The organism is Pseudomonas sp. 102515 (genome assembly GCF_031085165.1).
Classification (GTDB): domain Bacteria; phylum Pseudomonadota; class Gammaproteobacteria; order Pseudomonadales; family Pseudomonadaceae; genus Chryseomonas.
Genome location: NZ_JAVHTY010000005.1, coordinates 130389 through 156842, shown reverse-complemented (window position 1 = coordinate 156842; position 26454 = coordinate 130389). Strand labels below are relative to the sequence as shown.

Below are 26454 nucleotides of genomic sequence, written 5' to 3'. Positions count from 1 at the left end.
GGAAGGCTGCTTTCCACGCCGCGACCGGTTTTCCGCTCGCGGCGTTTCCTTTTCTTTCACTGGAGTTTTCCCATGGCTGTCGGTCTCGGTCCGCTCTCCACGCTGCACCCGGTTCCCGGTTTCGAACTCGGTATCGCCTCCGCCGGCATCAAGCGTCCCGGGCGCAAGGATGTGGTGGTGATGCGCTGTGCCGAAGGCTCCAGCGTGGCCGGGGTCTTCACCCTGAACGCCTTCTGTGCCGCGCCGGTGATCGTCGCCCGCCGGCGCTTCGCCGGTCCCGTACGTTACCTGCTGACCAACACCGGCAATGCCAACGCCGGTACCGGGCAGCCCGGCCTGGCCGCGGCCGAGCGCACCACCAAGACCCTGGCGACCCTGGCCAGCGTCGGCGAGGAGGCGGTACTGCCGTTCTCCACCGGCGTGATCGGCGAGCCGCTGCCGGTGGAAAAGATCGAAGCCGCGCTGCCGGCCGCCCTGGCCGATCTGGCCGAGGACAACTGGGCTGCCGCCGCCACCGGCATCATGACCACCGATACCCTGCCCAAGGGCGCCAGCCGCCAGTTCCAGGTGGACGGCACCACCGTCACCGTGACCGGCATCAGCAAGGGCGCCGGCATGATCAAGCCGAACATGGCCACCATGCTCGGTTACGTGGCCACCGACGCCAAGGTCGCCCAGGGTCTGCTGCAGGATCTGCTGGCCGATGCCGCCAACCGTTCCTTCAACCGCATCACCATCGATGGCGACACCTCCACCAACGACTGCTGCATGCTGGTGGCTACCGGTCAGGCGGCCCTGGCGGAAATCACCCAAGCCAGTGGTGCGGCCTTCGAGCAGCTGCGCGACGCGGTGTTCGCGGTATTCGCCGAACTGGCCCAGGCCATCGTGCGTGACGGCGAGGGTGCCACCAAGTTCGTCACCGTGCAGGTCAATGGCGGTGGCAATGCCCAGGAGTGCCTGGACGTCGGCTACGCCGTGGCCCATTCGCCGCTGATCAAGACCGCGCTGTTCGCCTCCGATCCCAACTGGGGCCGCATCCTCGCCGCCGTTGGCCGGGCCGGCGTGCCTCAGCTGGACGTCAGCCTGATCGACGTCTTCCTAGGCGGCGTGCAGATCTGCCAGCAGGGCGGTCGCGCGGCCACCTATACGGAAGAGCAGGGCGCGCGGGTCATGGCCCAGGCCGAGATCGAGATCCGCATCGAGCTGGGTCGCGGCAGCCACAGCGAGACCATCTGGACCACCGACCTCTCCCACGACTACGTGAAGATCAACGCCGAATACCGTACCTGACGGCTACCCGACGCCCTGGCGTCCGCTCCGGTGGGCGCCCGCGGCGGTTTTCGCGGGCCACATCGTTTGGAGGAATCCCCGCATGTCCCAGCTGCAACTCGTGATCGGCAACAAGAATTTTTCCTCCTGGTCGTTGCGGGCCTGGCTGGCCATGGAACTCAGCGGCGCCGCCTACGAGGAAGTGCCGGTCCCGCTCTATGCGCCCAATAGCCGCGCCCTGCTCAAGGCCCAGTCGCCCACCGGCAAGGTGCCGGTGCTCAAGCTGGCCGAGGGCACCATCTGGGATTCCCTCGCCATCGTCGAGTATCTCGCCGAAGCCTATCCCGACGCCGGGCTGTGGCCGACGGACACCCTGGCCCGCGCCCATGCCCGGGCGCTGTGCGCCGAGATGCACAGCGGTTTCCTGGCCCTGCGCCGCGAGCTGCCCATGGATCTGCGTCGCCGGCAAAGGCTGAAGTCCACCACCGCCGAGGCGGTGGAAGACATCCAGCGCATCCAGCGCCTGTGGCGCGAATGCCGCGAACGCCATGGCCAGCATGGCCCCTATCTGTTCGGCACGCCGACCATCGCCGATGCCTTCTATGCCCCGGTCGCCAGTCGCTTCCGCAGCTATGGGGTGGAACTGTCGGCCGAGGCGGCCGCCTATGTCGAAACCATCTACGCCTGGCCGGCCTTCCAGCGCTGGCTGGCGGAGGCTGAAACCGAGGAGCAGAGCGCATGACCCGTCTGCATGTCGTCGCCGCGGTGATCCGCGACCCCCAGGGGCAGATCCTCATCGCCCAACGCCCCGCGCACAAGCACCAGGGCGGCCTCTGGGAATTCCCGGGGGGCAAGGTCGAGGCCGGTGAAGCTCCGCCCGTGGCCCTTGCGCGCGAACTGGCCGAAGAGCTGGGTATCCAGGTGACAGCGGCTCGCCCGCTGCTGCAGGTGCGCCACGACTATCCCGACCAGGCGGTGCTGCTGGATGTCTGGCAGGTGGACGCCTTCACCGGCGACGCCCATGGTGCCGAAGGCCAGCCTCTGGCCTGGGTGGCCCCGCGTGACCTGGTCAACTACGACTTCCCGGCGGCCAACCGGCCCATCGTCCAGGCGGCGCGGTTGCCGGAGCGCTACCTCATCACCCCCGGCGAGCTGACCACCGCGGAATTGCTCAACGGCCTGCACCGGGCGCTGGACAGCGGTATCCGCCTGGTCCAGCTGCGCACGCCGGACAACTTCGATCCGCAGTACCGTGACCTGGCCGGCGACGTCCAGGGGCTCTGCACCGGGCGTGCCCAGCTGATGCTCAAGGGGCCGCTGGAGTGGCTGGGCGATTTCCCCGCGGCTGGCTGGCACCTGACCGCGGAGCAGTTGCGCCGCTACGCGCCCAATGGCCGGCCCTTCCCGGAGCAGCGCCTGCTGGCGGCGTCCTGCCATGACACCGAGGAACTGGCCCTGGCCCAGCAGATGGGGGTGGATTTCGTCACCCTGTCGCCGGTGATGCCCACCGCCAGCCACCCCGGCGCCCCGACCCTGGGCTGGGTCAAGGCCCAGCAGCTGCTGGCCGACTGCAACCTGCCGGCCTATCTGCTGGGCGGGCTGGGCGATGCCGACCTCGCCGGCGCCTGGCAGGCCGGCGCCCAGGGCGTGGCGGCGATCCGGGCGTTCTGGCCCGCCTCTGCGTAGGTTGGCGCTGAGCGCAGCGAAGCCCAAAAAGAAGCCCGCCAATCGGCGGGCTTTTCCTATCGGCGGGACGAATTACAGCCGCGGATAGTCGATGTAGCCCACCGGGCCCTTGCTGTAGAAGGTGTCCGGGTGCGGCTCGTTCAGCGGGGCGTCCTGTTCCAGGCGTTGCGGCAGATCCGGGTTGGCGATGAAGGGCACGCCGAAGGCCACGGCATCGGCCTTGCCTTCGTCCAGCCAGGCATTGGCCTTGGCCTTGTCGAATTTTTCGTTGGCGATGTAGACGCCACCGAAGGCCGCCTTGAGGTCCGGGCCAAGGCTGTCGCTGCCGGCCGCTTCGCGGATGCAGATGAAGGCGACCTGGCGCTGCCCCAGCTCGCGGGCGACATGGCCGAAGGTGGCGGCGGGGTCGTTGTCACCCATGGTGTGCATGTCGCCACGGGTGGACAGGTGCACGCCGACGCGATCGGCGCCCCAGACGTCGATGCAGGCATCGGTCACTTCCAGCAGCAGCCGGGCGCGATTCTCGATGGAGCCGCCGTAGTTGTCGGTGCGCTGGTTGGTGTCGCTCTGCAGGAACTGGTCGAGCAGATAGCCATTGGCCCCGTGGACCTCGACGCCGTCGAAGCCGGCGCGCTTGGCGTTCTCGGCGCCCTGCCGATAGGCGGCGACGATGCCAGGGATCTCGGCGGTTTCCAGTGCCCGCGGGGTGACATAGTCACGCTTGGGGCGCAGCAGGCTGACGTGGCCCTGGGCGGCGATGGCGCTCGGTGCCACCGGCAGTTCGCCGTCGAGGTAGCTGGGGTCGGAGATGCGACCCACGTGCCAGAGTTGCAGCACGATGCGGCCACCGGCCTTGTGCACGGCGGTGGTCACACGCTGCCAGCCGGCCACTTGCTCGTCGGACCAGATGCCGGGAGTGTCGGGATAGCCCACGCCCATGGGATCCACCGAGGTGGCCTCGGTGATGATCAGGCCGGCGGATGCGCGTTGTACGTAGTACTCGACCATCAGGTCGCCCGGGACCCGGCCCGGTTCGGCACGGCAACGGGTGAGGGGCGCCATGATGACGCGGTTGGGCAGTTCCAGGGCGCCGATCTTGATCGGCTCGAACAGCTGAGTCATGGCTAGCTCTCTTGATTAGCTGGCGGTCGCCAGGCCGCTCCTGCGGGCCTGGCTGGCGGTCAGCAGGGTGGCGATGAGGGCCAGCAGGGCGAGCCCGCTGGCGGCGAGGGGTACCGCGGTAAGGCCGAGGCCGTGGTCGATCACCAGGCCGCCGACCCAGGCGCCGAGGGCGTTGCCCACGTTGAAGGCGCCGATGTTGAGGGTCGAGACCAGATTCGGCGCGTCCTTGCCGAAGGTGACCACGTTGATCTGCAGGGCCGGTACGGCGGCGAAGGCGGCCGCGGCCCAGAGGAAGAGGGTGATCTCGGCGGGCAGGAAGGCATGACCGGTCCAGCGCAGGGCGGCGGAGGTCAGCGCCAGGGCGACGAAGATGCCCACCAGGCTGGTGACCAGGCGCCAGTCGGCCAGGCGGCCCCCGATGACGTTGCCCAGGGTCAGGCCCAGGCCGATCAGCAGCAGGGTGCCGGTGACGCCCCGCGGCGACACGCCGGTGACTTGCTGCAGCAGGGGCGCCACATAGGTGAAGAGGGCGAACATGGAGGCGGCGAAGAACACCGTCATCGACAGCGCCAGCCAGAAGCCCAGGCCGCGCAGGGCGAGCAACTCCCGGCGCAGGTCGGCGCGCGGCTGGTTGCGGTCGGCCGGCAGTACCCGCCAGAGGCCGATCAGGGCGACCACGCCGATCACCGCCACCGCCCAGAAGGTCGAGCGCCAGCCGGCCGCCTGACCCAGGGCGGTACCCAGGGGCACGCCCAGCACATTGGCCAGGGTCAGGCCGGTGAACATCAGGGCCACCGCCGAGGCGCGGCGATTCTCCGGGACCAGGCTCGCGGCGACGACCGCGCCGATGCCGAAGAAGGCTCCATGGCAGAGGGCGGTGACCACCCGTGCCAGCATCAGCATGTTGTAGCCGCTGGCCACGGCGCAGAGCAGGTTGCCGACGATGAAGATGCCCATCAGGGCGAGGAGGGCACGCTTGCGCGGCCAGTGGGCCGTGGCCAGCGCCATGAAGGGCGCGCCGACGGCCACGCCCAGGGCATAGCCGGTGACCAGCCAGCCAGCGCTGGGGATGGACACGCCGAGATCGGCGGCGACGTTGGGCAGCAGCCCCATGATGACGAATTCGGTGGTGCCGATGGCGAAAGCGCTCAGCGCCAGCACGATGAGAGAAGCGGGCATCAGGATTCCTTGCAGACTAGAGTTCGCGGGCGAGGCGTTGCAGAAAGGCCTGGATGGCGGCCTCGTCGCGTTGGTAGAACACCCATTGGCCGATGCGCCGCGTGGTGACCAGGCCGGCCCGGGTCAATACCGCCAGATGCGCCGAGATCGTGGATTGCGACAGTCCGGCACGGGCCTCGATCTGCCCGGCGCAGACACCGGTGCCCAGGTCGTGTTCCTGGTGCGGGAAATACTGCCGGGGATCGCGCAGCCAGCCCAGGATCTGGCGGCGCAGGGGATTGGCCAGGGCTTTGAGAATCTCGTCCATCGTGGTCGCATCGTCATATTGGGTTGTAGCGAACCTTAGATCGTAAAAAATCGATATGCAAGCTATCCATCTTCGATTCTATCTATCGTGGAGTTAGAGGCTCACTATCGCGATAAGTGTCCGTTGCTGCCGCTTCGTTCAGTTGCGATTCAGATCACGCCGCTAGAATTGCCGGGTGCGGCCTCGTTCGCCGCAATGGATTCCCAAGGAGCAAAGACATGGCGCTGCCTACCCGTATCCTTCTCGCCAGCCTGGCCCTGGCCACCCTGGCCGGATGCGCATCCCCCAACCCCTATGAAAACCAGGGTCAGGCCAGCGGTGGTACTTCCAACACCGCCAAGTACGGCGGCCTGGGTGCCCTGGCCGGTGCCGTCGCCGGTGCCGCCATCGATCACAACCACCGGGGCAAGGGTGCGCTGATCGGCGCCGCGGCCGTGGGTGCGGCCGCCGCCGGCTACGGCTACTACGCCGACCGCCAGGAAGCCGAGTTGCGCCGGCAGATGGAGAACACCGGTGTCGAGGTACAGCGCCAGGGCGACGACATCAAGCTGATCATGCCCGGCAACATCACCTTCGCCACCGACTCGGCCGACATCGCCAACAGCTTCTACAAGCCGCTGAACGACCTGGCCAATTCCTTCAAGCAGTTCGACCAGAACAGCATCGAGATCGTCGGCTACACCGACAGCACCGGCAGCCGCGCCCACAACGTCGAGTTGTCCCAGCGCCGTGCCCAGAACGTCGCCGGCTACCTGACCGCCCAGGGCGTACCCGCGGCGCGGCTGAGCACTCGGGGCGCCGGTCCCGATGCGCCCATCGCCAGCAACGCCACCGCCGATGGCCGCGCGCAGAATCGCCGCGTCGAGGTCAATCTGCGGCCCCTGCCGGGAGCCACCGGTACCCCCGCCCAGTAACGACCGCTCGTCGCCCGCGACCCGCAGTTTCCGCGCCCTTGTGAAGCGCGGCGGAAACTGCTTTTCCATTTTGCGCTCTGATAGACGTCGCAAAGGGGGCCTCCCGCCGATTGGCAGGAGGCAGGCCCCTGTCCGGCTGCTACGCTAGTAGGGTTGAGAGCGACGCCTTTCTTAGGGTCACGACGGGAAGAGGTAGCCAGCCGCCCATGGCTGCTGCACGGCGGCAGAGGCCGCGGGGAGAAAAGGCTTGATGGAGTGCCCGTTGCCGCAGACAGAGCAAGGTCCGGTCTTGCTGGTGGTCGACGACCGCCTGGAGAACCTGTTCGCCATGCAGGCGGTGCTGGAGGTCGGGAACTGGCGGGTGATCACCGCTGCCTCGGGTGAACGTGCCCTGCAATACCTGCTCGACGAAACCGTGGACCTGGTGCTGCTCGACGTCCAGATGCCGATCATGGACGGCTTCGAGGTGGCGCGCATCATGCGCAGCAACCTGCGCACCCGCTTCACCCCCATCATCTTCGTCTCCGCCGAAGCCCACTCCTACGAATCGGTGCTGCGTGGCTATGCCACCGGCGCGGTCGACTACCTGCTCAAGCCCGTCGATCCCAATATCCTCCGCCACAAGGTGCGCTCGCTGCTCGATCACGAGCGCAATCGTCGCGAGTTGCTGCAGGCCACCCAGCAGCTGGAGCTGGCCAAGTCCTTCAGCGACTCGCTGCTCGACAATGCCGCCGAGGGCATCCTCACCGTCAACGAGCAGGGCCGGGTGACCTTCGCCAACGCCGCCATCGCTCGCATGTTGAGATGCAGCGTCAGTGACCTGGTGCATGCCAACTTCCTCGACTTCCTCGAAGGTGGCAGCGGTCTCGACGACTGGCAGACCTCGCCCTTCATGGAACACTACGACCGTCGCGAGACCTATCGCCTGCATGATGCCCGCCTGCGCACCAATCGCGGCGACAGCCTGCCGGTGGCGCTGTCCTGCGCGCCGCTGCCGCGTATGCAGCGGGCCATGGTCATCATTGCCCTGGACATGTCGCGCATGCGCGAGTTGCAGGACCAGCTCGAATCCCAGGCCGTCACCGATGCCCTGACCGGGCTGCTCAATCGCCGCGGCTTCAACCAGACCCTGGAAGCGGCGCTGGCGCGCAGCGGCCGCAACGGCAAGCGCATGGCCGTGCTCTACATCGATCTCGACGGCTTCAAGCGCATCAACGACTCCCTTGGCCACGAGGCCGGGGATCGGGTGCTGTGCATCGTCGCCGAGCAGCTCAAGAGCTGCATGCGACCCTACGACATCCTGGCACGCATGGGCGGCGACGAATTCACCGCACTGCTCGATTCCCTGGAGCATCCCGAGGATGCCGCCCGCGTCGCCGAGAAGCTCTTGGAGCTGCTGGCCACGGTGCATCGCATCGACGGCATGGAGGTCAGCCTGGGCGCCAGCATCGGCATCGCCAGCTATCCCGACTGCGGCCATACCGTGGACGGCCTGCTGCGCTCGGCCGACATCGCCATGTACGAGGCCAAGCGTGGCGGACGCCAGCAGTACCGCTTCTTCTCGCCGGAAATGAATGGCCGTGCCCGTTCCCGGCTGATGCTCGAAGAAAGCGTGCGCAATGCCATCGACAACAAGGACTTCGTGCTCGCCTACCAGCCGCAGGTCTATCTGCGCGATGGCCGCCTGCGCGGCTTCGAGGCGCTGCTGCGCTGGGAGCACACGGTGGCCGGCAAGGTTTCGCCCAGCGTCTTCATCCCGCTGCTGGAAGAGACCCGGCTGATCAACCGTATCGGCGACTGGATCTTCCGCGAGGGCGCGACCAAGCTGCAGTCCCTGCAGGAGATCTACGGCGACGAACTGTTGCTGAGCATCAACCTCAGTCCCGTGCAGTTCGGCATGCCGCAATTGGCGGAAAGCCTGCGCCAGATCATCGAGACCCATGGGCTGCAACCCAGGCAGATGGAAATCGAGGTGACCGAGTCGGCACTGATGCACGACATCGACTACACGCGGGCGCAGCTGTCGCAGCTGCGGGCCCTCGGCGTGCGCATCGCGGTGGACGACTTCGGCACCGGCTATTCCTCGCTGGCCTATCTGCGCCACTTCGAGCTGGACACCCTCAAGATCGATCAGCTGTTCATCGCCAACATGCTGGATTCCTCCCGCGACGCCGCCATCGTCAGCACCATCCTGGAACTGGGCCGCAACCTGGATCTGGAGGTCATCGCCGAAGGCGTGGAGACCCTGGAACAGCGCGACTGGTTGATCGAGCATGGCTGCGAAATCATGCAGGGCTTCCTGGTTTCCCGCCCGCTGAGCGCCGAGGTGACCGGCCGCTTTCCCCAGCAGGTGGACTGGACCGCCCGACGCCCCGAACCGACGCTCTAGCGACCCCGCGCGCCTGCTCCCGGAACGGCGGATCTCCGTCCATCGGTGCAGGCCACCAAGCAGGCGGTGTGCCAGAGCCGGCGGGCTTGCCCGGCCGGCGCCTGGCTCGGCAAACCACAGGTGCCACTGAACGAACCCTCGTCCGTGCCTTCTTATGCAAGGGCCACAGGCACGGAGTAGGAAGCATGCGGGGCGCCGTCTTTCCATGGCGGGAAAACAACAGGTTCGAATTGCTGGTGGACGGCGGTCGGTTCTTTCCGGCCATGCTCGAATCCATCGCCGGCGCCAGTCGCCAGATCGATGTCGAACTCTATCTGGTGGAAGCCGGCAGCTGCTCCGAGCAACTGCTCGTGGCCCTGACCAAGGCGGCCCGGCGCGGCGTCGCGGTGCGTTGCCTGTTCGATGGCTTCGGCACCCTGCGGATGGAGGCTGGCTTGCGCCGCCAGCTGGAAGAGGCGGGTGCGGAGCTGCGCCTCTTCAATCCCGTGCGTTTCGGCCACGGCTTGCACAATCTGCACCGCGATCATCGCAAGATCTTCGTCATCGACGGTAAGGAAGCCTTTGTCGGCGGTAGCGGCGCGACCGATGATTTCTGGGATCCGGCCAAGAGCGACTGCAACTGGCACGAGGTCATGGTGCGCATCCAGGGCCCGCTGGTGGAGGACTGGCTGGCGCTGTTCGAGCGGCAATGGGAAGCGGTCGGTCGCCGCCGCGCCTGGAAGCCGCGTCCGCGGCGGGGGCGCGAGCGTCCACCGCCACCGCCGGTGGCCCAGGAGGGGCAGGGCCGGGTCGCCTATGCCGATGCCCGTCAGCACCGTGACATCCTCCAGGCGCTGATTCGTGCCCTGGTGGGTGGCCAGGAACGCATCTGGTTCGCCACCCCCTATTTCTTGCCGACCTGGCGCGTACGCTGGGCACTCCGGCGCGCGGCGCGCCGCGGTGTCGACGTGCGCCTGCTGCTCACTGGTCGCCACACCGACAATCCCCCGGTGCGTTTCGCCGGGCAGCGTTACTACCGCAGCCTGTTGCGTGCGGGTGTACGCATCTACGAATACCAGCCGAGATTCATCCACGCCAAGATGGTGCTGGTGGACCACTGGGTCAGCGTCGGCTCCTGCAACTTCGATCACTGGAACCTGAGATTCAACCTGGAAGCCAATGTCGAGGCGGTGGACCGCGGCCTGAGTCAGGCGGTGGCGGCCAGCTTCGTCAAGGATTTCGCCCAGAGCCGGGAGATCACCCTGGAGTTCTGGCGCAGTCGCCCCTGGTGGCGCCGTGCGCGCGAGTGGCTCTGGGGTTCGCTGGATCGCCTGGTGATCGGCGTACTGGGGCGCGGTTAGCAGCCCCGGTTGTCAGGTGCGGGTAACATAACCGATCCGGTGCTGCAGGCCGGACCCATCGTCCCGCGGACGAGGCCAGACGAGTAACGCCTTAGTGCAGACTTTAGATAAACACCGCTTCATCGGTCTGGAGTGGCTCAGGTTCCTGATGGGTTTCTATGTGGTCGTCTACCACACCATCCATTTCTATCCCGAGCGCAAGACCATTCCCCTGCTGGACGAGATCACCAGCATGGGCTTCTTCGCCACCAGCACCTTCTTCGTGCTCTCCGGATTCCTGCTCGCCCATGTCTATTGCGGTCGCGGCAGCCTGCGCGAGCCGGCGCGCAGCTTCTGGATCAAGCGCTTCGCCAATCTCTATCCCATCCATATCTTCGCCCTGCTGCTGGCGATGGCGGTGGTGACCTGGATCGGCAGTCTGGGGATTCCACCGGGCGCCGCCACGGCCAGCATCCGCTTCGTGGTGTTCGACACCAACGAACCCTTGGCCCGGACCAATCCCGAGTTGTTCCAGCACTTCATGACCAACGCGGAGTTGGCGTTCAACGCCGTGCTGCAGCTGTTCATGCTGCAGGCCTGGAATCCCTACTACCTCACCTTCAATGCACCGCTGTGGTCGATCTCGGCGCTGTTCTTCTTCTACCTGACCTTTCCCAAGCTGGCGCCGCGGCTGATGACCAGCGAGCGTCCCTGGCAGCTGTTGCTGCTGGTCTGGGCGCTCTACCTGATCCCGCCGCTGCTGGTGATCCTGCACCAGAACTACGGCATGCCCTTCACCGGACTGCTGCAACGGGTGCCGCTGTTCCGTTTGCCGGAGTTCCTCGCCGGCATCCTGCTGTACGCCCTCTTTCGCCGCCAGTACGAGCGGGGTTGGGCGCCGTCGGAGCGGCAGCGGCTGCTGCTGGCGAGCTATCTGATCCTGAGTTTCGCCCTGGGTACGGCGCTGTTCACCCACGGTCCCAAGTTCTGGTACTTCCTGTTCCACAATGGCCTGTTCCTGCCGTCGCAGCTGATCCTGGTCTACCTGGCCGCGCTGGCACAGGAGCCGGCCAGTGAGCGCATCCGCCACTGGTCACCGCGGCTGGGGGCGGCGTCACTGTCGATGTTCGCCCTGCACGTGCCTCTATCGGGGATCTACATGACCCTGGAGCAGCTGATCGGCGGCGATCTCAAGGCCTGCCTGAGCGGCAAGCGCGAGGTCTGTATCGCCGCCGCCGGGGCCTATACCAACTCCATCGAATGGTACTGGCTGTTCCTGCTGGCGGTGGTGGTGCTCTGCGTGCTGTTCCAGGAGCGGCTGGTGGTGCCGACCCGCAAGCGCATCCTCGCGGTGCTGCTGCCGCGCCTGGCGCCGCGGCAGAAACCGCCCCGGGCTAGCGGCGGAAGCCTGCGGCCATGACGAAGAAGCGGGCGTTCAGCGCCGCCAGCGGCTCGCGCAACTGCTCCAGCTGATCGGCCGCACCGAACACCTCGAAGCGTTCCAAGGTGGCGATGGCCTGGGCCTGCTCCAGCAGGTCGCCGACATTGTCCAGATGGGCCAGCAGCGCCTGGGCATCGCGATAGCCTTCGCGGCAACGCGCCGTGGTGCCGTCGTAGCAGAAGCCGTAGTAGAGGCAGCCGGGTTCATCGCGGGTGCGCTCCAGCATGGCCTCGCCGAGGCGCTTGAAGGCTTCGAGCTGATCGGGCTGGACGGCGAAGACGGGGGCCAGGCTGCAGACGGAATCGCTGGGAAGAGTGGGCATGGGGGCTCCGGGGTCAGGGATGGTCTCTATGCGACCCCTGCCAATCGGCAGTGCTCCCGCCGGCTGACGGACGCGCGCCCAATGAAAAAGCCCAGCACGGGGCTGGGCTTTTCTACCGCGACTGGCGCTTAGATCTCGACGGCGAGGCTGTCGGCGATCTTCTTCTGCCAGACCTGCGGACCGGTGATGTGCACCGACTCGCCACGGGTGTCCACGGCCACGGTCACCGGCATGTCCTTCACCTCGAACTCATAGATGGCTTCCATCCCCAGTTCCGGGAAGGCCAGCACCTGGGCGCCCTTGATGGCCTGGGCCACCAGGTAGGCGGCGCCGCCGACGGCCATCAGGTAGACCGCCTTGTGGTCCTTGATCGCCTCGATGGCGATGGGACCCCGCTCGGACTTGCCGATCATGCCCAGCAGGCCGGTCTGGTCGAGGATCTGGCGGGTGAACTTGTCCATGCGGGTCGCCGTGGTGGGACCGGCCGGGCCGACCACCTCGTCGCCCACCGGATCGACCGGGCCGACGTAGTAGATGAAGCGACCCTTGAGGTCCACTGGCAGTGGCTCGCCCTTGTTGAGCATGTCGACCATGCGCTTGTGGGCGGCATCGCGACCGGTCAGCATCTTGCCGTTGAGCAGCACGGTCTCGCCTGGCTGCCAGCTCTGCACCTCTTCCGGCGTCAGGCTGTCGAGGTCGACGCGACGGGCGCTCGGACCGGCTTCCCAGACGATTTCCGGATAGGCATCCAGCGGAGGGGCCTCCAGCGCGGCGGGGCCCGAGCCGTCCAGCACGAAGTGGGCGTGGCGGGTGGCGGCGCAGTTGGGGATCATGCACACCGGCAGGGAGGCGGCGTGCGTCGGGTAGTCCTTGATCTTGATGTCCAGCACCGTGGTCAGGCCGCCCAGGCCCTGGGCGCCGATGCCCAGCTGGTTGACCTTGTCGAAGATCTCCAGGCGCAGCTCTTCCAGGCGATTCTGCGGACCGCGGGCCTTCAGCTCATGGATGTCGATCTCGTCCATCAGCGCTTCCTTGGCCAGCACCGCGGCCTTCTCGGCGGTACCGCCGATGCCGATGCCCAGCATGCCCGGCGGGCACCAGCCGGCGCCCATGGTCGGCACGGTCTTGAGCACCCAGTCGACGATGGAGTCGGACGGGTTGAGCATGGCCATCTTCGACTTGTTCTCGGAACCACCGCCCTTGGCCGCGACGTCGATCTCCACGGTATTGCCGGGGACGATCTGGTAGTGGATCACCGCCGGGGTATTGTCCTTGGTGTTCTTGCGGGCACCGGCCGGGTCGGCCAGGATCGAGGCGCGCAGGACGTTTTCCGGCAGGTTGTAGGCGCGGCGCACGCCCTCGTTGATCATCTCGTCCAGGCTCAGGGTGGCGCCGTCCCAGCGCACGTCCATGCCGACCTTGGCGAAGACGGTGACGATGCCGGTGTCCTGGCAGATCGGCCGGTGGCCGGTGGCGCACATCCGCGAATTGATCAGGATCTGGGCGATGGAATCGCGCGCGGCGGCGGATTCTTCGCGCAGATAGGCCTCGTGCATGGCCTGGATGAAATCGACGGGGTGGTAATAGGAGATGAACTGCAGGGCGTCGGCGACGCTCTGGATCAGGTCATCCTGCTTGATCACGGTCATGTACGCGCTCCTCTTGGCGGTTTCTTGCGTCTCGACCACGGGCGGTGGGGAGACGGGCGCGCAATTCGGGTCGCACGGACCGGGTCGCGAAGGAGCCCGATCGGAGGGGTGGCCTGACACACTGAGAGAGGCCACCCGGCCAGGGCGGCCGACCCGAGAGCGGCGCGGCAGTATAGCCTTTAAGCGGCCGGACGGCACGCCACCTGGGCTGGCGGTGGGCGATCAGCGGCTAGCGGTTGTCCAGAGCGGCCGGATTGACCAGGTCGGTGGGGCGCTCGCCGGTGAGGGCCGCGATCAGATTGTCCACTGCGCGTTCGGCCATGGCATAGCGGGTCTCGTGGGTGGCCGAGCCGATGTGCGGCAGGGTGACCACGTTGGGTAGCTCGAACAGCGGCGAGGCCTCCAGCGGCTCGCGGGTATAGACGTCCAGGGCCGCGCCGCGGATCTGGCCGTTGCGCAGCGCCTCGATCAGCGCCGGCTCGTCGATGACCGGGCCGCGTGCCAGGTTGATCAGGATGGCGCTGGACTTCATCAGCTCCAGTTCGCGTGCGCCGATGAGGCCTTCGGTAGCGGCCGACAGGGGCACCACCAGGCAGACGAAGTCGGCTTCTTTGAGCAGCTCGTCCAGCTCGCGACGCTGGGCACCCATCTGCTCTTCCAGCTCCGGCTTGGCGCTGTTGGCGGTATAGAGGATCGGCATGTCGAAGCCGAAGTGGCCCCGTTTGGCGATGGCCGCGCCGATGCGACCTGCACCGACGATGCCCAGGGTACGGCCATGGATGTCGGTGCCGAAATGTTCTTCGCCGATGCCCCTGCGCCAGTGTCCGGCCTTGACGAAGGCATCCAGCTCCGGCACCCGCCGGGCGGCGCTTACCAACAGGGTGAAGCCGAGATCGGCGGTGGTATCGGTGAGCACGTCCGGGGTGTTGGTGAGCAGGATGCCGCGCCCGGTCAGGTAATCCACGTCATAGCTGTCGTAGCCGACCGAGACGCTGGCGATGGCTTCCAGGGTCGTGGCCATTTCCAGCTCTTTCTCGCCCAGCTTGCGACTGGCGCCGATCAGCCCCTGGGCCTTGGCCGCGGTGGCGGCGAAGAGATCGATGTTGGCACTGGCGGGAATCACCTCGACGGTGAAGTGTTCGCGCAGGCGTTCCACCAGCGTTTCGGGCAGGCGGTTGAAGACCACTACGTGCTTCTTGCTCATCGATACCTCGTCGTGCGGAAAGGGATTAGGCCAGACCGGCCGCGGCGAAGCGCGGCCGCTCGGGGTGTTGCCTGAGCAGCGGCTCGAGTCCTTCGCGGGTCGGCTCCTGGCCGAAGCCCAGGCCAAGGGCCTCGCGATGGATGCCGGTGGTGGCCAGCCAGAGACAGTCGATGCCTGCCGCTACCGCACCGGGTACGTCGGTCACCAGGGAGTCGCCAACGAACAGCAGGTGCCTGGCGCCACGTTCGGCCAGCGCCCCCGCCGCGCAATGGAAGGCATAGGGATCGGGCTTGCCATACCAGGTGACCGAACCACCGAGGTCGGCGAAGCGATCGGCAAGTTTGCCGGCTGCATAGAAGGGTAGACCGCCGGACACCACGTTGCGATCCGGATTGGCGCAGAGAAAAGGCTTGTCCAACGCCGCTGCCAGGGGCGCGAAACGCGCCTCCAGTTCGTCTTCCGGAAAGCTGCCGACGCCGAGGATGATGGCTGCCTGATGGATGTCTTCGACGAAGCGCTCGCGGATCTCCGCGGGCCAGCCTACCTGGCCGGTTCCGGGGCCGGACAGGTAGATGCCGCCTTCGCGAAACTGCGGATCCTGCTGAAAGGCGTCGATAGCCAGTTGGCCCGAGGTGGTGATGCCGGCGAAGAGTTCGCGAGGCACGCCCAGCTTGCCCAGTTCCTCGACCATGCCGTGCGCATCGCGCGAGGCATTGCTCAGGAACCACACCGGTTTGCCTTCCGCCGCCCGCCGCTCCAGCCAGGCACGGGCGCCCGGAAAGGTCTCGTAGCCGTCGATCAGCACGCCCCAGAGGTCGAGGATGAAGCCGTCGTAGGCGGCCAGCGCCTCGTCCAGTTGATCGAGGCGGAGCAGGGTGGGAACGGTCATGCAGGGGAATCCAGTGGCGAAAGAGGAAACGACAAGCCTAACCGGTTTTGCCGAGCGGCGGCCGAAAACGCAGACACCGGCCTTGGCCGGTGTCTGGGGATTGCCGTGAGGCGGGGCTTAGCGGGTAGGCGCCTTGCCTGCCTTGGCGACTTCCAGGGCCTGGGTGTCGACGCGGCCGTAGATGTCCTCGAAGCGGACGATGTCGTCTTCGCCCAGGTAGCCACCGGACTGCACTTCGATCAGCTCCAGCGGTACCTTGCCGGGGTTGGCCAGGCGGTGCACGGAGGTCATCGGCAGGTAGGTGGACTGGTTCTCGGTCAGCAGGAAGACCTTGTCGTCACAGGTGACCTCGGCGGTACCGGACACCACGATCCAGTGCTCCGCACGGTGATGGTGCATCTGCAGCGACAGCTGGGCGCCCGGCTTGACGGTGATGCGCTTGACCTGGAAGCGCTGGCCCATGTCGATGGAGTCGTAGGAACCCCAGGGACGGAAGACTTCCTGGTGCGCCTTGACCTCGTTGCGGTTCTGCTTCTCGAGGGCGTTGACCAGCTTCTTGACGTCCTGGACCTTGTCCTTGTGAGCGATCATGACCGCGTCCTTGGTTTCCACCACGACCACGTTTTCCAGACCGACCAGGGTCACCAGCTTGCCGTTGCCGTGCACCAGGCAGTTGCGGCTGTCATGCAGGACGACGTCGCCCTTGATGACGTTGCCGTTGCTGTCCTTGGCGTGTACGTCCCACAGCGCGGACCAGGAACCGACGTCGTTCCAGCCGGCACTCATGGGCACCACGCAGGCGCGAGTGGTCTTTTCCATCACGGCGTAGTCGATGGAATTGTCCGGGCAGACGGCGAAGGTGGCGGCATCGATGCTGATGTTGATGCCGTCGATGCTGCTGCGCTCCAGGGCCAGCAGGCAGGTGTCATAGATGTCGGTGTCGTGCTTCTTGAGCTCTTCCAGGAAACGGCTGGCGCGGAACAGGAAGATGCCGCTGTTCCAGCAGTAGTCGCCGGAGGCCACGTATTCGGTGGCGGTGACGGCATCGGGCTTCTCGACGAAACGCTCGACGCGGGACACGCCCTGGGGCAGACCGTCATTGGTGCCGGTCTTGATGTAGCCGTAGCCGGTCTCGGGCGCGGTGGCCGGGATGCCGAACAGCACCATCTCGCCACGCTCGGCGGCGGCGGCGGCCTGTTGCAGGGCGGCCTTGAATTCGGCTTCGTCCTCGATCACGTGGTCGGCGGGCAGCACCAGCATCAGGTCGTCCTTGCCGTCAGCGACCAGTTGCATGGCGGCGATGGCCACGGCTGGCGCGGTGTTGCGACCGAAGGGCTCCATGATCAGCGCCTGGGGCTTGCACTCGACGGCCTTGAGCTGCTCTTCCACCAGATAGCGGTGCTCGGCATTGCAGACGATGATGGGGCAAGCGATGCTGCCCTCGCAACCCAGGCGATTGATGGTCTCCTGGAACATGGTCTGTTCGCTGGTCAGCGCCAGGAACTGCTTGGGGTAGAGCTTGCGCGAGAGGGGCCAGAGTCGCGAGCCGCTACCACCGGACAGGATGACGGGAATCATGGGCGTTACTCCTTCAGCGTCTGCTGATTTGTGGCCGCTGTCCCTGAGGTCGGGACGAAGCGTCCATGCTTCGAAAGATCAACCGGTCGAACTATCGACCGGTACAAATTGAACGTGCGGACTGATTGCCATTGGCCAGCATGACCCAGGGCAAGGACCAGACAAAGACAGAATCAAACGAAAGTGGTTCTCAGCGAAGTTTCCTTTTTCCGGAAAGGCAGCGGTTTTGAGATGTCCGGCAACTTTTCTTGCCTGAAACGTCCCCGCTACCGGGCTGAAACCTTTTTTATTGGAGGGAGATGACAGTCTTTCACGGATGGCAGGCACCGAATGTGACCCTCTAGCCAGTTCGACGGCCCAGCGTGCGGGCAATTGTGCCATCCGTCGATTCGCTCGGCTAATCCGGCGGTGTATCGCGCAGAAACACCAGCTTGTCGGCGGAGGAACGCTCGGTCGAGTAGCGATAACCCTGGTCACCGAAATCGCGTAGGTCGTCCACCGCGGAGACGCGCTGTCTGATCACGTACCGCGCCATCAGGCCCCGCGCCTTCTTGGCGTAGAAACTGATGATCTTGTAGTCGCCGTTCTTGAGATCGCGAAATTCCACGTCCACGACGCGGGCCTGCAGGCGCGCCCGGCGCACCGCGCTGAAATACTCGTTCGAGGCCAGATTCAGCAGGACGTCGTCACCCTGGGCCGCGAGATCCGCCTTGAGCCAATCGCTGATGCGCTCGCCCCAGAAGGCATAGAGATCCTTGCCACGCGCATTGGCGAACTTGGTACCCATCTCCAGGCGGTAGGGTTGCATCAGGTCCAGCGGGCGCAACAGGCCGTAAAGACCGGACAGCATGCGCAGATGGCGCTGGGCGAAGTCGAAGTCGTCTTCCTGGAAGTCCTCGGCGGCAAGGCCGGTGTAGACGTCGCCCTTGAACGCCAGCAGCGCCTGCTTGGCATTCTCCGGGGTGAAGTCCGGGGTCCAGCTGCCGAAGCGGGCGACGTTGAGGGTGGCGATCCTGTCTGACACCCCCATGAGCTGGGCGACTTCCGCCGGCTCGAGCCGCTTGAGCTCCTCGATCAGCTCGCGGGAGTGCTCCAGGTATTGCGGCAAGGTATGGCGGGACGTGCTCGGCGGCGTGCTGTAGTCCAGCGTCTTGGCGGGGGAAATCACCATCAGCATCGGCTTGGCTCCTCTTGGCGAGGCGCCATTCTAGAAGTCTCCGCCGCTGGGCTCCAGTGGGCCTCGCCGATGGGATCGATAGGTATTGACCACCGCTTCGGGGCGAGGTTGCCGGGTCGGGCGACAGGAAATAGGGGAGCGCGAAAAAAATCGGGTACGGCCAAAAAAAGCTTTTGTGCCCAAGGTCTTTTGCGTTATTACCGAAGTGTCCGTCGCATCTTTCGGGTCCCGTGCCCTCATGTTGGCCGGTCCGTGAACCCGTTGCTGGAGCGACGGCACCTTTCGCAGCGGAGCGTCGTCTGGCGCGCCGTCGACAGGCTTGCGAGTCAAGCGTTTCTACGAGGTGACCGAGTATGGATGATCACGGACGTTCCCGCCCCACCCAGCCCACCCTCTATGTGCTCGACACCAACGTACTGATCCACGATCCCAACGCGCTGCTCAATTTCGAGGAGCATCACGTCGCCATCCCCATGACGGTCCTGGAGGAACTCGACAAGCTCAAGACCGGCAAGCACAACGTCGCCGCCGAATGCCGGCAGGCGATCCGCCTGATCGACAGCGTTCTCGCCGAATCCTCGCCCGAGGACGTCGAGCGGGGCGTGCCCATCCCTCGCGGCAAGGGCGAGGCCAAGGGACGGCTGTCCATTCTCATGGGGCGTCGCGCCGGGCCCATGGCCTGCCTGCCCGACGACATCAACGACAACCGCATCATCAACCAGCTCGTCGAATTGCGCACCCAGCATCCCCAGGAGCGGGTCGTGCTGGTGACCAAGGACATCAACATGCGCCTGAAGGCGCGTGGCTGCGGCATCGCCGCCGAGGACTACCAGACCGACCAGTTGCTCGACGACGTCTCCCTGCTGTCCCAGGGTTATCACAACCTGCAGGGGTCCTTCTGGGACAACGTGAGCAAGGTGGAAAGCCGGCAGGAGCTGGGCCGCGTCTGGCATCGGGTGCAGCTGTCGGCCGAAATGCCCCCGTTCAACGTCAATGATTTCGTGCTCGACGAGCAGGGCTTCGTCGGCTGGGTCAAGGCGGTACGCGACGGCGAGGTGATCCTGCTCGACATGCACCAGGAGCCCCTGATGCATCAGGAAGCCTGGGGCCTCAAGCCGCGCGACATCTATCAGGCGCTGGCGCTGTTCGCCCTGCTGGAGCCGGATATCCACCTGGTCAACCTGACCGGCGCGGCGGGTTCGGGCAAGACCATCCTGGCGCTGGCCGCGGCCATCGAGCAGACCATGGTCACCAAGAGATACCGGCGGATCATCGCTACCCGCAGCGTCCAGGGGCTGGACGAGGACATCGGCTTCCTGCCCGGGACCGAGGCCGAGAAGATGGAGCCCTGGCTGGGGGCCATCACCGACAACCTCGAAGCCCTGCACATGGACGACCACAACCCCCATGGCAGCGTGGACTACATCCTCAGCAAGGTGCCGCTGCAGTTCAAGTCGCTGAACTACATCCGCGGTCGCAGCTTCCAGCAGAGTCTGATCCTCATCGACGAATGCCAGAACCTCACCCCGCACCAGATGAAGACCATCATCACCCGCGCCGGTAGTGGCTCCAAGGTGATCTGCCTGGGCAACCTGGCGCAGATCGATACGCCTTACCTCTCGGCCACCAGTTCGGGTCTCACCTACCTCTCCGAGCGCTTCAAGGGCTTCAACCACGGGGTGCACATCACCCTGCAGGGTGTGCCCCGTTCCGTCCTCGCCGAATACGCCGAGGCCCATCTCTGAAGGCCATGATCCCCGCCTGACCACGGGCGGGGATCAAATCCTCCACGGCAGGTCTACAATGGCAGGTCCTTTCCAGGAGTCATGCCGTGCTGACCCATCTCGATTCCCAAGGCCGTGCCAACATGGTCGATGTCACCGACAAGCAGGTGACCTTCCGTGAAGCCACCGCCGAAGCCCGGGTGCGCATGCGTCCGGAAACCCTCGACCTGATCCAGAGCGGCGGCCACCCCAAGGGCGACGTCTTCGTCGTGGCGCGTATCGCCGGCATCCAGGCAGCCAAGAAGACCGCCGACCTCATCCCGCTCTGCCATCCGCTGATGCTGACCGGCGTCAAGGTTCAGCTGGTCGCCGAAGCCCCCGATGGGGTGCGGATCACCGCCACCTGCAAGTTGTCCGGCCAGACCGGGGTGGAAATGGAGGCCCTGACCGCCGCCAGCGTCGCGGCCCTGACCCTTTACGACATGTGCAAGGCCGTCGATCGGGGCATGACCATCGAGGCGGTGCGGCTGCTGGAAAAGAGTGGTGGCAAGAGCGGTCGCTTCCGCGCCGAGGAGCAACCGGCATGATTCGCGTGCAATTCTTCGCCCGCTATCGCGAAGTGCTGGGCCTCGCCGAGGACAGCCTGGCGTGGGAGCCTGAGCTGGCCACCGTGGGCGACCTGCGCAAGCACTTGGTCCAGCGCGGCGGAATCTGGGCCGAGACCCTGGGTGAGCAGGGGCTGATGTGCGCTCGCAACGAAGAACTCTGTGGCCTGACCGAGCCGTTGCGCGAGGGTGACGAGGTCGCCTTCTTTCCAACCGTGACCGGAGGTTGATCATGGCTATCCGTGTGCAGGCCGCGGCCTTCGATCCCGGACAGGAACTCAATGCCTTGCATGCCGCCAACACCGGCATCGGTGCCGTGGTGGGCTTCGTGGGTTACGTGCGGGATTTCAACGACGGCCGGGACGTCGGCGGGTTGTTTCTCGAGCACTTTCCCGGCATGACCGAAAAGGCCCTGGCACGGATCGCCGAAGAGGCGAATCAGCGCTGGCCGCTGCTCGGGGTCGATATCCTGCATCGCATCGGCCGACTGGAACCAGGCGAGCCCATCGTCTTCGTCGGCACCGCCAGCGCCCACCGCCAGGCCGCCTTCGAGGCGTGCAATTTCGTGATGGACTATCTCAAGACCCGCGCACCCTTCTGGAAGAAGGAAGACACGTCCGAAGGACCGCGCTGGGTGGAAGGTCGCGTCAGCGATCAGGACGCCGCCGGCCGCTGGGCGAAGCCCTAATGACGTAGGGTGGAAAACCGCGGAGCGTTTTCCACGCGGTAAGCGAGGCAAGGCATGGATAAGGCTACGCCGTTGTCCACGCTACCCCTTAACCAAGATGGAGCGGGGCGGCTATGGCAATAGCCGCCTGGAGGGGCTGCCTCAGCGCTGCCGCGGGACCGGCTTGAGCAACTCGGCCGGAGGCATTTCGCAGGAGATCTTGCGGCCCAGCAGGGTTTCGATGGGCGGCAGGGCGAAGGCATCGTCCTCGCCGGCGAAGCTGATGGAGGTCCCGCTGGCGCCAGCACGACCGGTACGACCGATGCGGTGCACGTAGTCGTCCGGATCTTCCGGCAGGGTGAAGTTGATCACGTGGCTGATGCCGTCGACGTGAATGCCGCGACCGGCCACGTCGGTGGCAACCAGTACGCGGATCTTGCCGGCGCGGAAGCCTTCCAGGGTCTTGATGCGCTTGTGCTGGGGCACGTCGCCGGACATCTGGGCGGCGCTGATGCCGTCCTTGGTCAGGCGTTCCTCGATGCGCCGCACCTCGTCACGCCGGTTGGCGAACACCATCACCCGCTCCCAGTTGTTCTGGGCGACCAGGTTGTAGAGCAGGCGGTACTTGTCGCTGGAGGACACGGCGTAAACGTGTTGCTCGACGGTTTCGCTGGCCACGTTCTCTGGCTCGATCTCGACGATGGCCGGATCGGTGGTCCACTGCCGCGCCAGATTCATCACGTCTTCGGTGAAGGTGGCGGAGAACAGCAGGGTCTGGCGTTCGCTCTTGGGCGGGGTCTGGCGAATGATCTGGCGAACCTGGGGGATGAAGCCCATGTCCAGCATGCGGTCGGCCTCGTCCAGCACCATGACCTCGACCATGTCCAGATGCACCTCGCCGCGCTGGTTGAAGTCCAGCAGACGGCCCGGGGTGGCGACCAGGATGTCGCAATAGCGCGCCTCCAGCTGCTTGAGCTGCTTGTCGAAGTCCATGCCGCCGACAAAGCTCATGACGTTGAGCCCGGTGTACTTGGCCAGGTCCAGGGCGTCATTGGCGATCTGCACCACCAGTTCGCGGGTCGGCGCGATGATCAGCGCCCGCGGCTCGCCCATGTATCTTTCCTTGGGCGGCGGGGTGGTCAGCAACTGGGTGATGGTCGAGATGAGGAAGGCAGCGGTCTTGCCGGTGCCGGTCTGGGCGCGACCGATGGCGTCCTTGCCCTTGAGGGTGAAACCCAGTACCTGCGCCTGGATCGGCGTGCAGTAGGGAAAGCCGAGGTCATGGATGCCGTGCATCAGCCGCGGATCCAGCTTGAAGTCATGGAAGCGCGTCTTGCCTTCCTGCGGCTCGACCGCGAAGTCTTCCAGTTTCCAGGTATCGACCGGCTTGGGCTTGCGCGGGCTGCGTTCGCGACGCGGCTTGGCGGATCTTTCCGCCTGGGCGCGGGGTTCCTGTTTTTCGACCTGAGCACGAGGCTCCTGACTACGGGATTCGCCTGGGGTGCGCGGTTTGTGCGGCGCACGCTCGGCCTGGGGCTCGGGCGCGATGGGTGCAGGAGAGGAAAGGGCTGCAGGAGCGACGCTGGGGGTAGCTTGGGGCGCAGGGGAGGGTGTCGGCTGAGCGACCTCCTGATCCTTGCCCAGAAATTTTTTGAGTGCCTTGAGCACGGAGGGTCTCGATCATCGAAAGCGGAATGAGACCGCAGTGTAAAGCAACCTACGTGCCCGGCAACAACTACCTGCCGAACGCAAGCGCAATCCGGTCAGCCACTGATCCGATTGCGCCCGGCATCCTTGGCCTGGTAGAGCGACTTGTCCGCCCGTCCCACCAGTTCGTCCAGGGAGTCGGCCTTGCGCATCTGGGCCAGACCAATGGAGACGGTCACTCCTGGCAGCCTGCCGCAGGGCGAGTAGAAGTCCTTGATCTCCGCCAGGCTCTGGCGCAGGCGCTCGGCGATGGCGATCGCTTCGTCACGATCGATTTCCGGCAGCAGGATGACGAACTCTTCACCGCCATAGCGCGCCATGCTGTCCTTGGGCCGCAGCTGGTCGCGCAGGGTGTTGGCGACCAGACACAGGGCATAGTCGCCCGCCAGGTGGCCATGGGTATCGTTGTAGCGCTTGAAGTGATCGACATCCAGCATCAGCAGGCTCAGTGGCTGCCGGTTGAAGGCGCAACGGGTGCTCTCGCGCTCGAACAGCTGCTCGAGACGCCGACGATTGAAGAGGCCGGTCAGGGTGTCGACATTGGCATTGCGTTCGGTGTCGACGATGAGCTGGTTGCCGCGCCGCATCCGCTCGCAGAGGATGCCGAGCAGGTTGTGCATGGCCTTGGAGGAGCGTTCGATCAACTCCAGCACCAGATCGCGATGCAGGCAGAGCACCAGGGTGTCGGCTTCGGCAATGACATGGGCGCTGGGCCGCTCGCTATCCATGAAGCTGATTTCGCCCGAGCATTCACCTGGACCCAGTAGATAGATGGGCGGATTTTCCGGCGAGCCCAAATGGACCCGCGCACGACCTTCGAGAATGAGGTACATGTACTGGTTGATCATCGCAGGCGAGAGCAGGCACTCACCGGCAACCAGGCTACGGGTGGCCGAGCGGGCGATCAGGGCTTCCAGCAGATGGGTCTCCACACCCTCGAACAGGCGCAGGTCCTTCAGGGAAGCGACCGGTACTTCGGTCAGCCAGACCGACAAGGGGGCAGCCATCAAAGGATCACCCCGGGGACTGAAAGGAAAACTCGGGCCATAGCTGCTCCATGCACATCACGACCTTCAGGCACCCCTACTGGACCGGACGGGTACCCCAAAGTTCGTTCGCTTTGCCCTTTCCAGGCCTCCATTCGCCCCCAGTTCCGCAAATTGTCGACCGGTTTCCAAAAACGAAGCGGTCCGGTGATTCGCCCTTTATTTTCCGCCGAGACGTGCCAGCAGCCAGTCCTGGATATCCTGGATTTCCGCCGGAATCACCTCGTGGCGCATGGGATAGCTGTGCCAGAGCGCTTCCACGCCCGCGGCCACCAGCGCCTCGTAGGCTGCGCGCCCGAGGGCCAGAGGAACCACGTCGTCCTGACTGCCGTGCAGGCACAGCACCGGGGTAGCCCCACCGCGATTGATCTGGGCGTCTGCGAAACTGGGGGCGTAGGTCGACAGCGCCATGACGCCAGCCAGGGTGGGGCACGGGGTATTGTAGGCGGTATGCAGGACCACGGCGCCCCCCTGGGAGAAACCGGCCAGCACGATGCGTTCGGCGGGAATCCCCTGGGCCTGCTGGGTCTCGATCAGGGCCCGTACCGTGGCGGCCGACGTTTCCAGCTGGGCGCGGTCGATGGCCCGGGCCGGATTCATGGCCAGGATGTCGTACCAGGAGGGCATGGCCCAGCCGCCATTGATGGTGACCGCCTGGGTCGGTGCCTGGGGCAGAACGAAACGGGTCGAGGTCAGGGTGCGCTGCAACAATTCGGCAACAGGTTCGAAGTCATGCTGGGTTGCACCCAGGCCATGCAACCAAATGACGCAGCTATCGGCGGTTCCGCTGGACGATTCCAGCACAAGAGGCGAATTTTCCAAGGCTTTGCTCCAGTTTGGTGCCGCTAAAAATGGGTGTGGTAACAGATGGTGCACAAAATGCGTGTCGCATTTTCATAATTCAGTTATCCGGCTTTTTGCTCGAAGTCTCGCGATTGCCGGGTTTGAGCTAAGTGAGCAGCTGTCGCATTCAATGGTCCGCAAATTGCCTCACCTAGGATGCGGCCAGGTAGTGCACTAACAGGTAACACTGACTCACTGCTTCGTCATGCCTTCCAGTGCGTCTCCTTCTTCCCTTGATGAAGGACGCCCAGGGATCGGGTGGGCGGGTTCCACGGCAATCAGGCGAGAGACATCGTGCTGCCGTGCGACTGGAACGTAATTCATAAACAAAGTGGAGCTTATCGATGAAGATGGTGAAGTCTACCCTGGCAATTCTGACCACCGCCGCTGCTCTTGGCCTGTCCGGCATGGCTCACGCAGGCGCTACCCTGGATGCAGTGAAGAACAAAGGTTTCGTGCAATGCGGCGTCAGCGATGGCCTGCCGGGCTTCTCCTACACTGACTCCAAGGGTGACTACAAGGGCATCGACGTCGACGTCTGCCGCGCCGTGGCCGCTGCGGTCTTCGGTGACTCCACCAAGGTTCGCTTCACCCCCCTGACCGCCAAGGAGCGCTTCACTGCGCTGCAATCCGGCGAGATCGACGTGCTGTCGCGCAACACCACCTGGACCAGCTCCCGCGATGGCGGCATGGGCCTGATCTTCGCTGGCGTCACCTACTACGACGGCCAGGGCTTCCTGGTGAACAAGAAGCTGGGCGTGAAGAGCGCCAAGGAACTGGACGGCGCCACCGTGTGCATCCAGGCCGGTACCACCACCGAACTCAACCTGGCCGACTACTTCCGTTCCAACGGCATGAAGTTCACCCCCATCACGTACAGCACCTCGGACGAGAGCGCCAAGTCCATGGAAGCCGGTCGTTGCGACGTGCTGACTTCCGACCAGTCCCAGCTCTATGCCCAGCGCAACAAGCTGGCCAGCCCGGACGACTACGTCGTGCTACCCGAGGTGATCTCCAAGGAGCCCCTGGCGCCGGCCGTCCGTCGTGGCGACGAAGACTGGCTGACCGTGGTCAAGTGGTCGCTGTTCGCCATGGTCAACGCCGAGGAACTGGGGCTGACCTCCGCCAACGTGGAAGCTCAGGCCAAGGATTCCAAGAATCCTGACGTGCGTCGTCTGCTGGGTGCCGATGGCGAATTCGGCAAGGATCTGAAGCTGCCGAAAGACTGGGCGGTGAAGATCGTCAAGCAGGTCGGCAACTACGGCGAAGTCTTCGAGCGCAACGTCGGCATGGGTAGCGATCTGAAGATCAAGCGCGGCCTCAACGCCCTGTGGAATGCAGGCGGTCTGCAGTACGCCCCGCCGGTCCGTTGATCTCGGCGCCTTGGTCGCCGAACACCTTCCGGATGTGCAGATTC

Annotated in this window: 23 protein-coding genes and 1 pseudogene; 12 read left to right on the top strand and 12 right to left on the bottom strand. The window is 65.4% G+C overall.

Going from position 1 to position 26454, the window contains the following annotated elements:
- Window positions 1-72: 72 nt before the first annotated feature.
- The 3 genes from argJ (at window position 73) to RCF34_RS19320 (ending at window position 2955) form a co-directional block, all read left to right on the top strand.
- Window positions 73-1290, top strand: a complete 1218-nt coding sequence (gene argJ / locus RCF34_RS19330; RefSeq protein ID WP_308709635.1) for a bifunctional glutamate N-acetyltransferase/amino-acid acetyltransferase ArgJ — start codon at window positions 73-75, stop codon at window positions 1288-1290.
- An 82-nt stretch (window positions 1291-1372) separates the two neighbouring features.
- A complete protein-coding gene (locus tag RCF34_RS19325) occupies window positions 1373-2011 on the top strand; it encodes a glutathione S-transferase family protein (RefSeq protein ID WP_308709634.1) in 639 nt (212 codons plus the stop codon).
- On the top strand, window positions 2008-2955 hold the full coding sequence (locus RCF34_RS19320) for a Nudix family hydrolase (RefSeq protein ID WP_308709633.1): 948 nt from the start codon (window positions 2008-2010) through the stop codon (window positions 2953-2955). Before RCF34_RS19325 ends, RCF34_RS19320 begins: the two co-directional genes overlap by 4 nt.
- A gap of 72 nt (window positions 2956-3027) precedes the next feature.
- On the opposite strand, the gene RCF34_RS19315 is transcribed toward RCF34_RS19320, so the two are convergent.
- From RCF34_RS19315 to RCF34_RS19305, 3 genes are read right to left on the bottom strand one after another with little or no spacing between them, the layout of a single operon-like run.
- A complete protein-coding gene (locus RCF34_RS19315) occupies window positions 3028-4077 on the bottom strand; it encodes an alkene reductase (RefSeq protein ID WP_308709632.1) in 1050 nt (349 codons plus the stop codon).
- 15 nt (window positions 4078-4092) lie between these two features.
- On the bottom strand, window positions 4093-5256 hold the full coding sequence (locus tag RCF34_RS19310) for an MFS transporter (protein WP_308709631.1): 1164 nt from the start codon (window positions 5254-5256) through the stop codon (window positions 4093-4095).
- Window positions 5257-5272: 16 nt separating this feature from the next.
- The gene (locus RCF34_RS19305; protein ID WP_308709630.1) at window positions 5273-5563 is read right to left on the bottom strand and encodes a metalloregulator ArsR/SmtB family transcription factor; all 291 of its coding nucleotides are present in this window, start codon (window positions 5561-5563) and stop codon (window positions 5273-5275) included.
- A 195-nt stretch (window positions 5564-5758) separates the two neighbouring features.
- Here RCF34_RS19305 and RCF34_RS19300 point away from each other — a divergent pair.
- From RCF34_RS19300 to RCF34_RS19285, 4 genes and pseudogenes are all read left to right on the top strand, one after another.
- A pseudogene (locus RCF34_RS19300) lies at window positions 5759-6477 on the top strand (OmpA family protein).
- Window positions 6478-6727: 250 nt separating this feature from the next.
- Window positions 6728-8866, top strand: a complete 2139-nt coding sequence (locus RCF34_RS19295; RefSeq protein ID WP_308709629.1) for an EAL domain-containing protein — start codon at window positions 6728-6730, stop codon at window positions 8864-8866.
- 185 nt (window positions 8867-9051) lie between these two features.
- A complete protein-coding gene (locus tag RCF34_RS19290) occupies window positions 9052-10206 on the top strand; it encodes a phosphatidylserine/phosphatidylglycerophosphate/cardiolipin synthase family protein (RefSeq protein WP_308709628.1) in 1155 nt (384 codons plus the stop codon).
- Between the two features lie 94 nt (window positions 10207-10300).
- The gene (locus RCF34_RS19285; protein ID WP_308709627.1) at window positions 10301-11605 is read left to right on the top strand and encodes an acyltransferase; all 1305 of its coding nucleotides are present in this window, start codon (window positions 10301-10303) and stop codon (window positions 11603-11605) included.
- Here the strand turns inward: RCF34_RS19285 and RCF34_RS19280 are convergent.
- The 6 genes from RCF34_RS19280 to yaaA all read right to left on the bottom strand — a co-directional run bounded on the left by RCF34_RS19280 (window position 11580) and on the right by yaaA (window position 18445).
- Window positions 11580-11948 (bottom strand): antibiotic biosynthesis monooxygenase, encoded by a 369-nt coding sequence (locus tag RCF34_RS19280; RefSeq protein WP_308709626.1) that lies wholly within the window; start codon window positions 11946-11948, stop codon window positions 11580-11582. The genes RCF34_RS19285 and RCF34_RS19280 overlap by 26 nt on opposite strands.
- A gap of 128 nt (window positions 11949-12076) precedes the next feature.
- Window positions 12077-13597: a fumarate hydratase gene (locus RCF34_RS19275; RefSeq protein ID WP_308709625.1), complete on the bottom strand. Its 1521-nt coding sequence runs from the start codon at window positions 13595-13597 to the stop codon at window positions 12077-12079.
- A gap of 229 nt (window positions 13598-13826) precedes the next feature.
- Window positions 13827-14801, bottom strand: a complete 975-nt coding sequence (locus RCF34_RS19270) for a D-glycerate dehydrogenase (protein ID WP_308709624.1) — start codon at window positions 14799-14801, stop codon at window positions 13827-13829.
- A gap of 25 nt (window positions 14802-14826) precedes the next feature.
- Window positions 14827-15690, bottom strand: coding sequence for a TIGR01459 family HAD-type hydrolase (locus tag RCF34_RS19265; RefSeq protein ID WP_308709623.1), 864 nt, complete (start codon window positions 15688-15690; stop codon window positions 14827-14829).
- Window positions 15691-15807: 117 nt separating this feature from the next.
- Window positions 15808-17268, bottom strand: coding sequence for a mannose-1-phosphate guanylyltransferase/mannose-6-phosphate isomerase (locus tag RCF34_RS19260; RefSeq protein ID WP_308709622.1), 1461 nt, complete (start codon window positions 17266-17268; stop codon window positions 15808-15810).
- A 397-nt stretch (window positions 17269-17665) separates the two neighbouring features.
- Window positions 17666-18445 carry a peroxide stress protein YaaA gene (gene yaaA, locus RCF34_RS19255; protein ID WP_308709621.1) on the bottom strand — a complete coding sequence of 260 codons (780 nt, stop codon included), beginning with the start codon at window positions 18443-18445 and terminating at the stop codon, window positions 17666-17668.
- Window positions 18446-18798: 353 nt separating this feature from the next.
- Here yaaA and RCF34_RS19250 point away from each other — a divergent pair, with 353 nt between their 5' ends.
- The 4 genes from RCF34_RS19250 to moaE all read left to right on the top strand — a co-directional run bounded on the left by RCF34_RS19250 (window position 18799) and on the right by moaE (window position 21462).
- Window positions 18799-20190: a PhoH family protein gene (locus RCF34_RS19250; RefSeq protein WP_308709620.1), complete on the top strand. Its 1392-nt coding sequence runs from the start codon at window positions 18799-18801 to the stop codon at window positions 20188-20190.
- A gap of 86 nt (window positions 20191-20276) precedes the next feature.
- Entirely contained in the window at window positions 20277-20756 is a 480-nt protein-coding gene (gene moaC / locus RCF34_RS19245; protein WP_308709619.1) for a cyclic pyranopterin monophosphate synthase MoaC, read from the top strand.
- Entirely contained in the window at window positions 20753-21004 is a 252-nt protein-coding gene (locus tag RCF34_RS19240; RefSeq protein ID WP_308709618.1) for a MoaD/ThiS family protein, read from the top strand. Before moaC ends, RCF34_RS19240 begins: the two co-directional genes overlap by 4 nt.
- A 2-nt stretch (window positions 21005-21006) precedes the next feature.
- The gene (moaE, locus tag RCF34_RS19235) at window positions 21007-21462 is read left to right on the top strand and encodes a molybdopterin synthase catalytic subunit MoaE (RefSeq protein WP_308709617.1); all 456 of its coding nucleotides are present in this window, start codon (window positions 21007-21009) and stop codon (window positions 21460-21462) included.
- Between the two features lie 141 nt (window positions 21463-21603).
- Here the strand turns inward: moaE and rhlB are convergent, their stop codons facing one another.
- The 3 genes from rhlB to RCF34_RS19220 form a co-directional block, all read right to left on the bottom strand.
- Complete coding sequence (gene rhlB, locus RCF34_RS19230; protein WP_308709616.1) at window positions 21604-23109, bottom strand: ATP-dependent RNA helicase RhlB; 1506 nt, start codon at window positions 23107-23109, stop codon at window positions 21604-21606.
- 95 nt (window positions 23110-23204) lie between these two features.
- Complete coding sequence (locus RCF34_RS19225; protein ID WP_308709615.1) at window positions 23205-24155, bottom strand: GGDEF domain-containing protein; 951 nt, start codon at window positions 24153-24155, stop codon at window positions 23205-23207.
- 198 nt (window positions 24156-24353) lie between these two features.
- On the bottom strand, window positions 24354-25016 hold the full coding sequence (locus RCF34_RS19220) for an alpha/beta fold hydrolase (protein ID WP_308709614.1): 663 nt from the start codon (window positions 25014-25016) through the stop codon (window positions 24354-24356).
- Window positions 25017-25381: 365 nt separating this feature from the next.
- Between RCF34_RS19220 and RCF34_RS19215 the strand changes: the two genes are divergently transcribed.
- Complete coding sequence (locus tag RCF34_RS19215) at window positions 25382-26410, top strand: amino acid ABC transporter substrate-binding protein (RefSeq protein ID WP_039976150.1); 1029 nt, start codon at window positions 25382-25384, stop codon at window positions 26408-26410.
- Window positions 26411-26454: the final 44 nt, after the last annotated feature.